The 14,767-nt window shown below is 38.2% G+C and carries 15 protein-coding genes; 6 read left to right on the top strand and 9 right to left on the bottom strand.

Translation table 11 applies throughout. The annotated features are described in order from the left end of the window. Positions 1–214: 214 nt before the first annotated feature. Positions 215–2,482: an aconitate hydratase gene (locus tag OLM56_RS00075; protein WP_121375044.1), complete on the top strand. Its 2,268-nt coding sequence runs from the start codon at positions 215–217 to the stop codon at positions 2,480–2,482. 50 nt (positions 2,483–2,532) lie between these two features. Here OLM56_RS00075 and OLM56_RS00070 read toward each other — a convergent pair whose 3' ends face one another. The 6 genes from OLM56_RS00070 to OLM56_RS00045 all read right to left on the bottom strand — a co-directional run bounded on the left by OLM56_RS00070 (position 2,533) and on the right by OLM56_RS00045 (position 7,799). Next, entirely contained in the window at positions 2,533–2,946 is a 414-nt protein-coding gene (locus OLM56_RS00070) for a DUF1801 domain-containing protein (protein WP_264527907.1), read from the bottom strand. Continuing rightward, positions 2,947–3,405, bottom strand: a complete 459-nt coding sequence (locus OLM56_RS00065; RefSeq protein WP_264527906.1) for a GNAT family N-acetyltransferase — start codon at positions 3,403–3,405, stop codon at positions 2,947–2,949. Positions 3,406–3,417: 12 nt separating this feature from the next. After that, positions 3,418–3,885: an OsmC family protein gene (locus OLM56_RS00060; protein ID WP_264529031.1), complete on the bottom strand. Its 468-nt coding sequence runs from the start codon at positions 3,883–3,885 to the stop codon at positions 3,418–3,420. A 77-nt stretch (positions 3,886–3,962) separates the two neighbouring features. After that, on the bottom strand, positions 3,963–4,640 hold the full coding sequence (locus OLM56_RS00055; protein WP_264527905.1) for a C1q-like domain-containing protein: 678 nt from the start codon (positions 4,638–4,640) through the stop codon (positions 3,963–3,965). Between the two features lie 165 nt (positions 4,641–4,805). Beyond that, positions 4,806–6,254, bottom strand: coding sequence for a glyceraldehyde-3-phosphate dehydrogenase (locus tag OLM56_RS00050; RefSeq protein WP_264527904.1), 1,449 nt, complete (start codon positions 6,252–6,254; stop codon positions 4,806–4,808). Positions 6,255–6,407: 153 nt separating this feature from the next. After that, positions 6,408–7,799, bottom strand: coding sequence for a S1C family serine protease (locus tag OLM56_RS00045; RefSeq protein ID WP_121375038.1), 1,392 nt, complete (start codon positions 7,797–7,799; stop codon positions 6,408–6,410). Positions 7,800–7,980: 181 nt separating this feature from the next. On the opposite strand from OLM56_RS00045, the gene dapF reads away from it, so the two are divergent. From dapF to OLM56_RS00020, 5 genes are all read left to right on the top strand, one after another. After that, positions 7,981–8,763 (top strand): diaminopimelate epimerase, encoded by a 783-nt coding sequence (gene dapF / locus OLM56_RS00040; protein ID WP_264527903.1) that lies wholly within the window; start codon positions 7,981–7,983, stop codon positions 8,761–8,763. A gap of 22 nt (positions 8,764–8,785) precedes the next feature. Then, a complete protein-coding gene (locus tag OLM56_RS00035) occupies positions 8,786–9,319 on the top strand; it encodes a GNAT family N-acetyltransferase (RefSeq protein WP_264527902.1) in 534 nt (177 codons plus the stop codon). 17 nt (positions 9,320–9,336) lie between these two features. Beyond that, positions 9,337–10,377 (top strand): endolytic transglycosylase MltG, encoded by a 1,041-nt coding sequence (gene mltG / locus OLM56_RS00030; RefSeq protein ID WP_264527901.1) that lies wholly within the window; start codon positions 9,337–9,339, stop codon positions 10,375–10,377. Positions 10,378–10,433: 56 nt separating this feature from the next. Next, positions 10,434–11,294: a YfiM family protein gene (locus OLM56_RS00025; protein WP_264527900.1), complete on the top strand. Its 861-nt coding sequence runs from the start codon at positions 10,434–10,436 to the stop codon at positions 11,292–11,294. A gap of 97 nt (positions 11,295–11,391) precedes the next feature. Next, positions 11,392–12,033 carry a peptidoglycan-binding protein LysM gene (locus tag OLM56_RS00020; protein ID WP_121375033.1) on the top strand — a complete coding sequence of 214 codons (642 nt, stop codon included), beginning with the start codon at positions 11,392–11,394 and terminating at the stop codon, positions 12,031–12,033. Positions 12,034–12,108: 75 nt separating this feature from the next. Here the strand turns inward: OLM56_RS00020 and OLM56_RS00015 are convergent, their stop codons facing one another. Genes OLM56_RS00015 through dnaA form a run of 3 tightly spaced genes read right to left on the bottom strand, consistent with a single transcriptional unit; the run spans position 12,109 to position 14,767 of the window. Further along, on the bottom strand, positions 12,109–12,825 hold the full coding sequence (locus OLM56_RS00015) for an SAM-dependent methyltransferase (RefSeq protein WP_121375032.1): 717 nt from the start codon (positions 12,823–12,825) through the stop codon (positions 12,109–12,111). After that, positions 12,822–13,289: a low molecular weight protein-tyrosine-phosphatase gene (locus tag OLM56_RS00010; protein WP_121375031.1), complete on the bottom strand. Its 468-nt coding sequence runs from the start codon at positions 13,287–13,289 to the stop codon at positions 12,822–12,824. Before OLM56_RS00010 ends, OLM56_RS00015 begins: the two co-directional genes overlap by 4 nt. Before the next feature lie 50 nt (positions 13,290–13,339). Next, positions 13,340–14,767 carry a chromosomal replication initiator protein DnaA gene (gene dnaA / locus OLM56_RS00005; protein WP_121375030.1) on the bottom strand — a complete coding sequence of 476 codons (1,428 nt, stop codon included), beginning with the start codon at positions 14,765–14,767 and terminating at the stop codon, positions 13,340–13,342.

The raw sequence follows: 14,767 nt of genomic DNA, 5'->3' as shown, positions 1-14,767 counted from the left end.
TGACAAAAAAAACTTTTTAAATTAACAAAAACGGAAAAAATTAATTCAATTTTAATTATAATTTAATAATAATCACTAAAAATTAGATTTTAGGAATAATAATCTTTTGAAATCCCGCTTTTATTAAAAATAGTTCAAATGTGAGCGGAATTCAGTAAATTTGCAGTGCAAAGAAACAAACTAAAATATAAACAAAATAGACTAATTACACATTATGGCTTTTGATATTGAAATGATTAAAAAAGCATACGGGACAATGGCAGAACGTGTTGATAAAGCACGTCAGTTGGTGGGTCGCCCGTTAACGCTTTCAGAAAAGATTTTGTACTCACATCTTTGGGAAGGAAACCCAACCCAAGCTTTTACAAGAGGAAAAGATTATGTTGATTTTGCTCCAGATAGAGTAGCGTGCCAAGATGCAACGGCACAGATGGCGCTATTGCAATTTATGCACGCCGGAAAAAATAAAGTTGCCGTGCCTACTACAGTTCATTGCGATCACTTGATTCAAGCAAAAGTTGATGCTGCAACCGATTTGGCGAGAGCAAAAACACAAAGTAATGAAGTTTTTGATTTCCTTTCATCAGTTTCAGATAAATATGGAATCGGTTTCTGGAAACCAGGTGCAGGAATCATCCACCAAGTAGTTCTTGAAAATTACGCTTTCCCGGGAGGAATGATGATTGGTACCGATTCACATACAGTAAATGCTGGTGGATTGGGAATGCTAGCTATCGGTGTTGGTGGTGCTGATGCTGTTGACGTAATGTCGGGTATGGCTTGGGAATTAAAATTCCCTAAACTAATCGGAATCAAATTGACAGGAAAATTATCAGGTTGGACAGCTCCAAAAGATGTTATCTTGAAAGTAGCAGGAATTCTTACCGTTAAAGGTGGAACGGGTGCCATAGTAGAATATTTTGGCGAAGGTGCAACAGCAATGTCTTGTACTGGAAAAGGTACTATTTGTAACATGGGTGCAGAAATTGGTGCTACGACTTCTACTTTCGGTTATGACGATTCAATGCGTCGTTACTTAAAATCTACAGGAAGAGCTGATGTAGCGGAAGCTGCTGATGCAGTTGCTCCTTATTTGACTGGAGATGCTGAAGTTTATGCAAATCCGGAACAATATTTCGACCAAGTTATCGAAATCAATCTTTCTGAATTAGAGCCGCATTTGAACGGTCCTTTCACGCCGGATTTGGCTACGCCAATTTCTAAAATGAGAGAAGAAGCTGAAAAAAATAACTGGCCATTGCAAATCCAAGTAGGTTTGATCGGTTCTTGTACAAACTCTTCATACGAAGATATTTCTCGTGCCGCTTCATTGGCTAAGCAAGTAGCTGACAAAAATTTAAAAACAAAAGCACAATTCACAATCACTCCAGGTTCTGAAGTTGTTCGTTATACTATCGAAAGAGACGGATTTATCGACACATTTGATAAGATTGGTGCTACCGTTTTCGCAAATGCTTGCGGACCATGTATCGGAATGTGGGATAGAGAAGGAGCTGAAAAAGAAGAACGAAATACAATCGTTCACTCGTTCAACCGTAACTTCTCAAAACGTGCCGATGGTAACCCGAATACTTTGGCATTCGTAGGTTCTCCGGAATTGGTTACAGCTTTGGCGATTGCAGGTGATTTAGGATTCAACCCGCTTACTGATAAATTGATCAACGAAGATGGACAAGAAGTAATGCTTGACGAGCCAACTGGTAATGAATTGCCTCCAAAAGGATTTGATGCTGAAGATCCTGGTTTCCAAGCGCCGTCTGAAGATGGTTCTGGTGTTCAGGTTGTTGTGAGCCCGACTTCTGAAAGATTGCAGCTATTAGCACCTTTCGAGCCTTGGAACGGTGAAAACATTATCGGAGCTAAATTGCTTATCAAAGCTTTCGGAAAATGTACAACTGACCATATTTCTATGGCTGGACCTTGGTTGCGTTTCCGTGGACATTTAGATAATATTTCAAATAATATGCTTATCGGAGCAATCAATGCCTTCAATCAAAAAGCAAATTCTGTGAAAAACCAATTGAATGGAAAATACGATTCAGTTCCTGCGGTTCAAAGAGAATACAAAGCTGCTGGAGTTCCGACAATTGTTGTGGGTGACCATAACTACGGTGAAGGTTCGTCTAGAGAGCATGCGGCAATGGAGCCACGTTTCCTTGGCGTAAAAGCGGTATTGGTGAAATCATTCGCACGTATTCACGAGACAAACTTGAAAAAACAAGGAATGTTAGCGCTTACTTTTGCTAATGAAGCAGATTATGATAAAATCCAAGAAAATGATACTTTCAATTTTGTAGATTTGAAAGAGTTTGCTCCAGGAAAGCCTCTTACAATCGAGCTTTTCCATGATAATGGAACAACAGAAACTATCTTGGCAAATCATACCTATAATGAAGGTCAGATCGGCTGGTTCGTTGCAGGTTCTGCATTGAACTTGATCGCGGCTGCAGGAAATGCTTAATTGATATTTCTTTTATAAATAAAAAAACTCCCGAGAAATCGGGAGTTTTTTTATTTTTCAACTTGGCTCAGCCAATCCTTTAGTACATTTTCTAAATCTTTTTGCCTGCTTTTTGCATCTTCTAAATCCTTTATCTGGGCAATTTTTCTTCCGTCAGTATAATTTCCTTCAAGAAATCCGGATGAGTCGTTGATTTTTGCTCCTGTCGGAAAGACAAGCAAAATGGTTTCCTTGCGATGAATGTTAAGTACCAAGATGTCCCTTTTATATTCCTTCGGGTCAAAAGGCTTCATTTCTCCAGAGTAATAAAAACTTGGAGAATTCCATTTGATGTGCTCGCCAATTTCTTTATCTACAGCTAAGACAGTCTGTCTTAGAAATGTTATTGTTTTCGCAAGTGTCGGATTAAGTTGTTGGATATATTCTGTTACCTGCTCTTCGTTAGTACCTTTTGATTTTGCCATCTATATTGTTTTTACTTGACTTTTCGCCATACATACGCTGCTTTCAATATTTTCATACTGTCCATAGTTAGGAATTCGATGGTATCCTGCTTTTTCATACAGCTTGATAGCTTCGACCATCTTTTGTCCGGTTTCAAGTATATAGGCGGAATAGCCTAGTTCTTTTGCCCACGTTTCTAATTCCTTCAAGATTTTGTAAGCGATTCCTTTTCCTCTGGTTTCAGGAAGCACAAACATCCTTTTGATTTCTACAGTAGTATCATCATAATGTTTAAAAGCTCCACATCCTGCAGCAAGACCTTCGTCATAATAGAGGACAACGTTTTTTATATGGTCGAGCTTGTTGTATTGTGAGAAGAAGGAATGTTCATCGCCGTCTTTGATCTTAAGGTCTTGGTCGAGAAGAATAACAAGTTTTTGAAAGTGGCTGTCTTCAGAATTTGTTCTTTTAATTGACATAGAATAAGGTGATTAAACTTTGCTTTTCGGAATATGTTTTACCGGAAAATTTACAGAGTTGGCGATAAAACATAATTGATTGGCCGTTTTATGCAGTTCATTCGCCTTTTCAAGCATGGAAGAATCGCTTACTGTTACGATAGGGTTTAAGGTGACTTCTGTAAAATGACCCGATCCGTCATCGCTGACGGCCATCTTTCCTGTAGCATTGTCAATGTAATCGGTTACGACTATCCCGGCTTTGACACATACATGAAGATACGACATCATGTGGCAAGCCGAAAGCGAAGCGAGCAGAAGATCTTCTGGGTTATGGACGGTTTTGTCTCCATGGAATACAGGATCTGACGAACCTTTGATGTCAACTTTATTGTCAATTTGGATTGTATGGCTCCTTTCATAAGCCCTATAGCTTGAAGTGCCTGTTCCGTTGTTTCCTGTCCATCGGACTGTAAGTTGGTAATTGTGTTCTGGATGCATGTTGTGAAGATGAATTGGTTGCTTCACAAATTTAGCTAATTTCGATAAAGTCTCATTGCCTTTTTATGAGAGAAAATTTACCGTACCTGATGAATGGTAAAATAAGATTCGTCTCCACTAGTTAATATGCCTACGGTAAGAACTCCGCCGCTATAGCCTTTAAAGCTTATAGTGTCGCCCGTATTCAGTTGCATCAAAGTCTGGATAGACCGATTGGGCGGATTAATATTAATTCCTAAAAGCTGGACATTAATATAACTTTCCTTAGCATTTATAATGCCGTTTTTGAATACTGCTACCCCAAAATCACTTGCTGCAACAAGGCCAGGATTTGCCTTAATCGCAACATAGACAGAATAGATTCCGGGTTGTTTTGCGGTAAAAGTATTGGTTGTTGTGTTGTATTCGCTATTGGTGTCAAATTCTATAGTATTGAAAGGTATAGTGGTGTAGGAATTGGCTAGAATGCTCAAGCTAATTGTGGCCGGACTTCCAGAAACAAATCCTCCTTTGATAAAAGTCTTAAGATGGCTTTCGATGACTTTCTTAGCAGAAATTCGTTGCACATTTCCCAAGGCATCTACCACCATTATAGAATCTTTCGCGGCAGTTTCACGGGTATTGCTGGTAGTGGTGCGTATCCTAAAATCTCCATTTACATCCAAAGTTGCTGTTGGAGTTGTCGTGCCGATTCCTATTTGGGAAAAGCCAAGAATAGGAAGTAGGATCATAAGGCTGAGCACTAGTGATTTCATAAATTTTAGATTTGGTGGCAAATCAAAGTTACGAAATAAATCTATAAAATCTCAAAATGAGAATATAAGTGTTTTTAAGGTTTCATTTTGAGAATGTTTTTAAGATAAAAAAATCCGCCATATTGCTACGACGGATTTTTACCAAAATTAAAATTCAAAAAACCACTAGTAGTAAGAATATCTTCTTACTTTAGAAATGTATTTCGCAAGGCGAATTACCTGGTGGCTGTAACCATATTCGTTGTCATACCAAATGTATAGTACAATATTTTTTCCGTCGCCAGAAACAATCGTTGCATTGCTATCATAAATCGATGGAGCAGAAGTTCCTACGATGTCTGAAGAAACAAGCTCGTTGTTAAGCGAATATTTGATTTGTTCCACCAACTCGCCTTCAAGAGCATAACGTTTCATGATTTCGTTGATTTCTGAAACAGAAGTTTCTTTGCTTACTTCAAGATTTAGTACGACCAATGATCCGTTTGGAACTGGAACACGGATAGCATTTGAAGTTAGTTTTCCAGCAAGGCTTGGCAATGCTTTTGCAACGGCACTTCCGGCACCTGTTTCTGTAATAACCATATTCAAAGCAGCAGCTCTTCCACGACGGTATTTCTTGTGCATGTTATCGACCAAGTTTTGGTCGTTAGTATAGGCATGAATCGTTTCTAAATGTCCTTTTACCACGCCCAAAGTATCTTCTACAGCTTTTAGAATAGGAGTAATGGCATTGGTAGTACAAGATGCTGCAGAGAAGATATTAACTTCATCCGGATTGTATTCTGTGTGGTTCACGCCATGTACGATATTTGGAACGCCTTTTCCTGGAGCAGTTAGCAAAACTTTGTCCACGCCTTGAGATTTCAAGTGTCTTGCTAAAGCTTCCTGAGTCGTGAAAGCACCCGTATTGTCAATTACCAAAGCATCATAAATTCCGTAAGTCGTGTAGTCAATTTCTTCAGGACTTCCTGCTGTGATGATATGAACGGTTGTTCCATTGATAATCAAAGCATTGTTCTCTGGATCGGCAGCAACAGAACCTTGGAAATCTCCGTGGATAGAATCGTATCTCAAAAGAGAGGCTCTTTTTTCTAAGCTTGTAGCATCATTTTTTTCACGAACTACGATAGCTCTCAATCGTAACTGTGTTCCTTTTCCGGTTTTAGACATCAGCTCGCGAGCCAATAATCTTCCGATACGTCCAAAACCATACAATACGACATCTTTCGGCTTGTTGTTTTTGAAATCTTTTGCATTTCTTAATTTGTCGATTACAAAAGCCTTTGCGTCGTTGTACTTGTTGTCTTCCAAGTGATATTCATACGTCAGCTTTCCGATGTCCAATTTTGCAGGTGGCAAGTCTAGTGATAAGATAGCACGAGCAATTTCGACAGAATCAAAAACATTAATCGGCTTCCCGACAAATTCTCCAGCATATTCGTGAAGATTGATAATATCGCTCACGTTTGTGTTGATCAGCTGGTTTTTGAAAAGAACCAATTCGATAGATTTATCATACCATAAATCGCTGATGATTTTGATGAATTCTACGCCAGCTCTTCTTCGGTCTGCCTGAAAAGAAAGCTCTTTTTCGTATAACGCGTTCTTTGTCATAATGTAAAAAATGTAGTTTAGTTGTGTTGTAATATATTTCGATGGCGCAAAAGTATAGATTTCAAACGTTTTCGTAAAGTATTTTGCCAAAAATTTTGCATAAAAAAAGCCAGCTTTGTCAACTGGCTTTTCGCAAAAGAAATTTTTGTTTTTTTATCTGAAAATATAGCGCTCGATTTGCCCATTTCTATTTAGCATTTCGATTTTTGTCGGCTCATTTTGCTGTTTTCTAGACAGCACGCTCGATGCTTTTTTAACATCCTCAATTTTTATGTCGTCAATTTTTAGGATAATACTTCCTTCTAAGCCTCTGTAATATTCGCTAGCAACATCCTTGATTTTGACTCCGTACGACAAGTTCATTCTTTTCTTGTCATCAGAGCTGATATTTTCTAACTGCAATCCGTTATAATCATAGCTGAAAAACTCATTCTTAGAAAGTTTTACAGGAACTTCAAAAGCTTTTCCGTTTCTCAAATAGGTAACTTTGACAATATCATCCGGCCTTTTTGTATTTACAAATGCTGAAAGCTCTGCATACGTGGCAATATTCTGGTTGTCAAGTTTAATGATGATATCACCTTTTTTAAGACCCGCTTTTTGGGCTCCAGAATCTTCGGTAACATCATTTACATAAAAACCCTTGGTTTCAGAAACTCCTAATTCTTTAGAAGCGGCACTGTTCAATTCGCCGCCTTGAACGCCTAAAATTCCTCTTTGAACATTTCCATATTCCATAATATCCTCGATAATTTTTCGAGTAATATTCGACGGAACGGCAAAAGAATACCCTACATAAGAACCTGTCATTGAAGAAATCATAGTGTTGATTCCGATAAGCTCTCCTCTTGTATTTACCAAAGCGCCTCCGCTATTTCCTGGGTTTACAGCCGCGTCAGTTTGGATAAAAGATTGGATTCCTCTTTGGTCCAAATTTCTAGCTTTAGCAGAAACGATTCCAGCCGTAACTGTTGAGGTCAGATTATAAGGATTTCCTACAGCAAGAACCCATTCCCCAACTTTCACGTTGTCAGAATCTCCAAAAACAGCATAAGGCATTTTTTTGCCTGTATCAATTTTGAGCAGGGCGATGTCCATTTTAGAATCAGTTCCAATCAGCTTTGCTTTGTAGGTATCGCTATTGTTTAGGGTTACTTCAAGTTCTGAAGCATCTTGGATTACGTGATTGTTGGTCACAATGTAGCCATCTTCAGAAATAATGACTCCAGATCCAGTCCCGACTTGCGCTTGCTGCTGGCCTCCTTTATAACCGTAAAAATATTCAAGCATCGGATTGGTCACAGTCCTGTAAGAAAGATTCTTCACATGGACTACGGTATGGACCGCATTGTCTGCGGCGGCAGTGAAATCAACTGCTTCAGCACCCAGTCCGACATTTTTGGTATAATTGGCGGGGGCCGAGGTTACGATTGATTTTTTGTTGTTAGATAATAAGCCGTCATTTTCGATAAACAGCTTGTAAGCGCCCAAAGTGGTCGCGCCACTTAATAGGGACACTAAGAATAAACCGGAAAATCTTTTCATAGTATGTTAATAATTAAGTTATTTAATCGTAAATATAGATTGAAAATTGTATCGTGATTTTGAGTTTAACTCACGATTAACAATGATTAACTTTTCATTAATATTCGTACTTTTGTTGTAATTAATTTTACCCTGTCAGAGTTAAGAACTCTGACAGGGTTGAATAAAATAAAATTTCGAAATGCAAATCAATTTCTATAAATATCAAGGAACCGGGAACGACTTTATCATGATTGATAATCGTCAAGATGTATTTTCCAAAAATAATACCAAACTGGTAGAAAGCCTCTGCGACAGACGTTTCGGGATAGGTGCTGACGGATTGATTCTTTTAGAAAATGACAATTCGACAGACTTCAAAATGGTCTATTACAATTCTGATGGTAACCAAAGTTCCATGTGCGGTAACGGAGGACGATGTTTGGTTGCTTTTGCTAAAAGCTTAGGGATTATCGAAAATAAAGCAACTTTTATTGCTACAGACGGACTGCATCATGCTACTATTTCTGATGACGGAATTGTTTCCTTGCAGATGAAAGATGTCGATGAAGTCAGAATCGAACATGATTACGTATTTTTAGATACAGGTTCGCCGCATCATGTGCAATTGGTAGAAGATTTAGAGCATTTCGAAGTAAAAGAAAAAGGCGCGGCAATCCGATATGGCGAATTATATGGCAAGGCAGGAAGTAATGTGAATTTTGTAAGTCAAAAATCTGCTGACACTTTTTCACTAAGAACCTATGAAAGAGGTGTTGAAGATGAGACGCTTTCTTGCGGAACTGGCGCGACAGCTGTAGCCATAGCCATGAAAGCTTTGGAAAAGACGGAATCTAACAAAATCAACCTGAATGTAGAAGGCGGAAAACTCGAAGTTTCTTTTACTCCAACTGAAGGGAAATATGTTGATGTTTTCTTGAAAGGCCCAGCTGCCTTTGTCTTTGAAGGAAATATTTCAGTCTAATCTAACGCCTAATTTAATCGGAATGATAACCCTGCAAGGAAAAAACATCTACCTGCGTGCTCTAGAACCTGAAGATATTGAGTTTATCTTTGCGATTGAAAACGATGAATCGATATGGGAATTCAGCAATACGCAGACGCCATACAGTCGTTTTCTCATCCGGCAATATCTAGAAAATGCACATCAAGACATTTATGAGGCAAAACAATTGCGTTTGGCAATCTGTAAAAATGATACTTTTCAAGCGGTAGGATTGATTGATTTATTCGAATACGATCCGAGAAATAATCGTGCGGGTATCGGAATTATTATCAAAGATGAAGGAAATAGAAATCAAGGTATCGGTTCACAAGCACTTGAACTCCTAATAGGTTATTCTTTCAAGCAATTAAACGTAAAACAGCTATTTGCAAATATCAATCCCGAGAATGAAGCAAGTATCACGCTTTTTACTAATTTTGGCTTTCAAAAAATCGGAATAAAAAAACAATGGAATCTCATCGACGGCGTTTATAAAGACGAAGCGATGTTTCAGTTAATCAATCAGCAATCTTAAAAAAAAACATTTACAAAGTGAAAATTAAAAAAATCCTTGTCATATTTTCAGTGCTTTTAGTGCTTGCCTTGTCTATTTACGGCTATATGCTTTACAGAAAGATTTTTTCTGCCAATACAAAATTTGATGAAAAAGAAGTTTTCGTATATATTCCTACCGATTCTGATTATGCCTCTGTAGAGAAAATTGTGGCGCCATACATTGATAATATGGACAACTTTAAAATGGTTGCCGAGAAAAAATCGTATGTAACGAATGTAAAAGCAGGAAAATTTCTTTTGAAAAAAGGAATGAATAATAACGATATTATTAACTCCTTACGCCAACCTTTAGAAACAAAAATCGCTTTCAATAATCAAGAAAGATTAGAAGATTTTGCGGGAAGAATTGGTTCTCAGATTGAAGCCGACAGCACGTCTTTGATGAAAGCGTTTACAGACAAGACATTTTTAGAAGAAAACGGATTTACGGAAGAAAATGTATTGAGCATGTTTATTCCCAATTCCTATGAATTTTTCTGGAATACGTCTGCGGAAAAATTCCGCGATAGAATGGCAAAAGAATACCGCAATTTTTGGAATGCAGACAGAAAGGCAAAGGCCGAAGCACTACATCTTACGCCGCTTGAAGTTTCAGCTTTGGCTTCAATCGTGCATAAAGAAACAGTAAAAACAGATGAAAGACCTAGAGTTGCAGGTGTCTATTTAAACAGACTGCAGTCTGGAATGAAGCTGGAAGCGGATCCGACGGTTATTTATGCCGTTAAAAAAGAAGCCAATGATTTTAATCGAGTTATCAAAAGAGTTTTGTACAAAGACTTGGAGACCGTTTCTCCTTATAATACATATCGAAACACTGGATTGCCTCCTGGGCCGATTGCAATGCCCGACGTGACGGCAATCGATGCGGTCTTGAATCCAGAAAAACACAATTATATTTATTTCTGTGCCAGTGTTACTAATTTTGGATACCATGAGTTTGCGGTAACTCCTGCACAGCATGAAGTAAATCGCCAGAAATATGTGGCTTGGGTTAACAAACAAGGAATCAAGAGATAGTTTTGAGATTCTCTAAAGTAGTATATTTTTTATTTTTTCTAATAGTCTCAGATGGCTTGGCGCAAAATCAATTTCAGGATTTTCTCAAGCCATCTGATAGTTTAAATATTCCCCGAAGAAATACCGTCGTAATCTCAGAAAGCATAGCAATTGGCGGGGCTTTAGTCGGATTGAATCAGCTTTGGTATAGCGATTACGAAAAATCAAGCTTCCATTTTAAAAATGACAATGCCCATTGGCTGCAGATGGACAAAGCTGGGCACGTCTATTCGTCCTATCATATTGGCCGTTTTGGAGCCGAGCTTTTGGATTGGAGCGGCGTTTCTAAAGAAGACCAGCTCATTTATGGCGCCACGACAGGTTTCGTGTTTCTGACAGCTGTTGAAATCCTAGATGGTTATTCTTCTGAATGGGGATTTTCTTGGGGCGATGTTGCAGCAAATGCTTCAGGAACCGCATTATACGTTTCTCAAGAACTGCTATGGAAAGAGCAGCGTATAGTTCCTAAATTCTCCTTTCATCGAACTCCATATGCTAAAGCAAGGCCTGATGTTTTGGGCACTTCTTTTTCTGAAGAAATCTTGAAAGATTATAATGGACAGACGTATTGGCTTTCGGCAAATATCCATTCCTTTTTTAAAGAGTCAAAAATTCCGAAATGGCTGAACGTTGCCGTTGGTTACGGAGGTGAAGGAATGATTACCGCAAACGATGAGCTAGTGAACACTATTTTTCTTCCAGAAAAGGAAAGAACAAGACAATTTTACCTGAGTTTGGATGTTGACTTGACTAAAATTAACACCAATTCTCACTTTTTAAAGACGCTTTTTTCCATTTTTAATTCTGTGAAAGTTCCTGCCCCTACTTTAGAATTCAGGGAGTTAGGCGGTGTAAAATGGCACTTCGTCTATTTTTAGAAAACATTAACAGCCTGATTTTCAGATTCATATTATTTATCGTATATTTGCCCCGTAGAAATTTCAAGATGGTGACAGGGCTTGAGAAATCAAATTTATGATAAAAAAATGTTACTTTTTTGCGGGTCTGATAGTCTCAGTCGCATTCATTACTTTAGGTTTTACATCTAAAGAATCAGAAAAAAACTCTTGGTTTTATGTAGGAGAAGATGAAGAAATCATTTGCACCGTTCCCACACAAGATGAAAGCCAATATGTTAATCTAGAACTTCCTTACACAGGGAAATCGTACACCGGCTTTAAACAGGCAATCGCCATCAGAGAATCTCAAGGCCAATACAAGTTAGTTAATTCTTTCGGATACATGGGAAAATACCAATTTGGTATGTCTGCCTTGCGTTCTATTGGAATTAAAAGCAAAGTAGAATTCCTGAATAGTCCAAGACTTCAAGAAAAAGCTTTCAAAGCATTGCTTTCTATCAACAAAGCACAGCTTGCGGCAGAAATTGAAAAATTTGAAGGAAAGATTATCAACGGCGTAAAAATTACCGAATCTGGAATCTTGGCTGCAGCACATTTAGGCGGCGCGGGTTCTGTAAAAAGCTATCTGAATAGCAACGGAAGACGCAAATTCAAAGACGGCTTTGGTACTTCAATGAAAAGTTATTTTAAACTATTTGGAGGGTATGATACTTCGCATATCATTGCCAATATGAACGCAAAGGTGAAGCTGAACTAATCGTCAGATTTGCTTAAAATAAAAAAGGAAGATTGATTTTGTCAGTCTTCCTTTTTTATTTAGATCTATTTTAGCCTAATACATTTTATGGATGATAAAAATACAAGGTCGGTTGTGCAAATCGACTTTTGTTTTCTTCCAATCCGCTACTCTTAAAGTCTTGATGTACTCAGTCGGCAGCGTAATATCACATGCGATGCATAAATGTGTGTTCGGCTGTAAAGTCTGAAGAATGTCTTCTAAAAGTTTATTGTTTCTATAAGGTGTTTCTATAAAAAGCTGCGACTGGTTTTTGTCGTGCGATAGTTTTTCTAAATTTTTTAAGGCGGATTTCTTCTCCGATTTGTCAATCGGAAGATAACCGTTGAAGGCAAAGCTTTGTCCGTTCATCCCCGAACCCATAAGAGCTAATAAGATGGAAGAAGGGCCTACAAGCGGAACAACCTGAATTCCTTTTTCATGCGCAATTTTGACGATGGCAGCACCTGGATCGGCAACACCCGGACATCCGGCTTCTGACATTAGCCCGACATTGATTCCTTGAAGGCAAGGAGCAATCATTTGGGCGTGTTCTTTGACTTCCGTATGTTTGTTTAGTAGGCTGATTTTTAAATCGGGCTGTTTCTTTTCAGGATGGACAGCTTTGATAGATTTTCTGGCTGTTTTTTCGTTTTCTACAATATAATAATCAATGAAGTCTATGGCTCTTTTAACGGTCTGAGGCAATACGTCCATCGGATCGCTTTCGCCAAGAGTGGTTGGGATCAGGTATAATTTTCCTAGGATTTTCATTGATGTTTTGCTATAAGTTTTTCAGCTATGATGTCGCAGACTTCGTCCAGCATTCCATATACATTTGCGAATCCGTCTTCCAATCCAAAATACGGATCAGGGACGTCTACATTTTCGTCAGGAAAAAGTTCGTTGAGGATCAAGCTGACTTTTGATTTTGCTTCTGCATTTGGAGCCAATCGGATCACATCTTTATAATTGGAATTGTCCATTACAAAAATATAATCGTTGGTTTCAAAATCTTTTGTTGTAAATAATCTCCCTTTCTGTCTTGAGATATCAAGTCCTTTTAATTTTGCAATGGCTATAGAACGAGAGTCGGGCTGTTTGCCAACATGCCAATTGCCCGTTCCGGCTGAATCTACGAGGAATTTGTCTCGAGGGAGTTTAGATTGTAAAATTCCTTCTGCCAAAGGCGAACGGCAAATATTTCCGAGGCAGACCATCAAGATTTTTACAGGCATAATTGTAAAATGTAGGTTATCAGATTTTGGATTTCAGAAGGTCTGAATTCTTATAAAGATAATTTCTTATTGATATCGTCAACAAATTTCTTAAACTGTTTGTCTGTCGAAACTAGATTGTCGACGGTCTTGCAGGCGTGTAATACGGTTGCGTGATCGCGGTCTCCAATTTGAGATCCGATATTGGCTAAAGAGGCTTTTGTGTATTTTTTAGCGAAAAACATGGCTAGCTGTCTGGCTTGTACCACGTGGCGCTTTCTTGTTTTTGATTGAAGCATGTCCAAATCCAATTGGAAATAATCTGAAACTACTTTTTGGATATAGTCGATCGAAATTTCGCGCTTTACGTTTTTTACGAATTTTTCAACGACTTGTTTTGCCAAATCTAAAGTCACTTCTTTTTTGTTGAAAGAAGATTGTGCAATCAAGGAAATAATAGCTCCTTCTAATTCACGGACATTCGATTTGATATTTCTGGCTACATATTCAATGATTTCTTCTGGAACTTCAACACCATCACGGTACAAAATATTCTTTAAGATAGAAATCCTTGTTTCGTAATCAGGCTGGTGCAATTCGGCTGAAAGTCCCCACTTGAAACGTGAAAGCAATCGCTGCTCGATATCTTGCATGTCTACTGGAGCCTTGTCGGAAGTAAGGATGACTTGTTTTCCGTTTTGGTGCAGGTAGTTGAAAATGTGGAAAAATACGTCTTGCGTTCCTGTCTTTCCAGATAAGAATTGCACATCGTCTATAATCAAGACATCAATTAATTGATAGAAATGAATAAAGTCGTTACGTGTATTTTTCTTTACCGAGTCGATATATTGCTGCGTGAAAATCTCGGCAGAAATATAAAGTACCGTTTTTTCAGGATATTTGTCCTTGATTTCTACACCGATAGCATGAGCTAAGTGCGTCTTTCCCAAACCAACACCACCAAAAATCAACAACGGATTAAAAGAAGTTCCTCCTGGTTTGTTAGCAACAGCCATACCTGCAGAACGCGCTAATCGGTTAGAATCACCTTCGAGAAAATTGTCAAAACTGTAATTTGCATTTAGTTGTGATTCAATTTTTACGTTTCTGATTCCAGGAATGATAAACGGATTTTTTAGCTCTGGATTTTTATTTTGCAATGGAACGTCGACATCCTGAGCTTTTACAGGAGAACGATGAGCACTTGGCAATTGTTCCGTAAACGGCTGTTTGTTGCCATAAGTGTTTTCCATCTTGATTTTATACAGTAACTTTGCGTTTTTTCCAAGTTCTTTTGTCAACGCAACTTTTAATAATTTAACGTAGTGTTCTTCTAGCCATTCATAGAAAAATTTACTAGGAACTTGAATATATAAAGCATTGTCTGTTAGCTCAACCGATTTAATTGGTTCAAACCAAGTTTTGTAGGCTTGATCTTGAATGTTGTCCTTTATAAATGAGAGACAATTTTCCCATACCGATTGCGCAGTTTTGTTCAT

This window comes from Flavobacterium sp. N2550, assembly GCF_025947265.1.
Taxonomy (GTDB): Bacteria; Bacteroidota; Bacteroidia; order Flavobacteriales; family Flavobacteriaceae; genus Flavobacterium; species Flavobacterium endophyticum.
Note: the sequence above shows the minus strand (reverse complement) of the source record. Positions and strands in the feature narration are given on the sequence as shown.

Bases quoted from the DNA above. Each gene is read 5' to 3' on its own strand.
- OLM56_RS00075 (WP_121375044.1), top strand. From the start codon at position 215: ATGGCTTTTGATATTGAAATGATTAAAAAAGCATACGGGACAATGGCA.
- OLM56_RS00070 (WP_264527907.1), bottom strand. From the start codon at position 2,946: ATGGCAAAATCAAAAGGTACTAACGAAGAGCAGGTAACAGAATATATC.
- OLM56_RS00065 (WP_264527906.1), bottom strand. From the start codon at position 3,405: ATGTCAATTAAAAGAACAAATTCTGAAGACAGCCACTTTCAAAAACTT.
- OLM56_RS00060 (WP_264529031.1), bottom strand. From the start codon at position 3,885: ATGCATCCAGAACACAATTACCAACTTACAGTCCGATGGACAGGAAAC.
- OLM56_RS00055 (WP_264527905.1), bottom strand. From the start codon at position 4,640: ATGAAATCACTAGTGCTCAGCCTTATGATCCTACTTCCTATTCTTGGC.
- OLM56_RS00050 (WP_264527904.1), bottom strand. From the start codon at position 6,254: ATGACAAAGAACGCGTTATACGAAAAAGAGCTTTCTTTTCAGGCAGAC.
- OLM56_RS00045 (WP_121375038.1), bottom strand. From the start codon at position 7,799: ATGAAAAGATTTTCCGGTTTATTCTTAGTGTCCCTATTAAGTGGCGCG.
- dapF (WP_264527903.1), top strand. From the start codon at position 7,981: ATGCAAATCAATTTCTATAAATATCAAGGAACCGGGAACGACTTTATC.
- OLM56_RS00035 (WP_264527902.1), top strand. From the start codon at position 8,786: ATGATAACCCTGCAAGGAAAAAACATCTACCTGCGTGCTCTAGAACCT.
- OLM56_RS00020 (WP_121375033.1), top strand. From the start codon at position 11,392: ATGATAAAAAAATGTTACTTTTTTGCGGGTCTGATAGTCTCAGTCGCA.
- OLM56_RS00015 (WP_121375032.1), bottom strand. From the start codon at position 12,825: ATGAAAATCCTAGGAAAATTATACCTGATCCCAACCACTCTTGGCGAA.
- OLM56_RS00010 (WP_121375031.1), bottom strand. From the start codon at position 13,289: ATGCCTGTAAAAATCTTGATGGTCTGCCTCGGAAATATTTGCCGTTCG.
- dnaA (WP_121375030.1), bottom strand. From the start codon at position 14,767: ATGAACAAAACTGCGCAATCGGTATGGGAAAATTGTCTCTCATTTATA.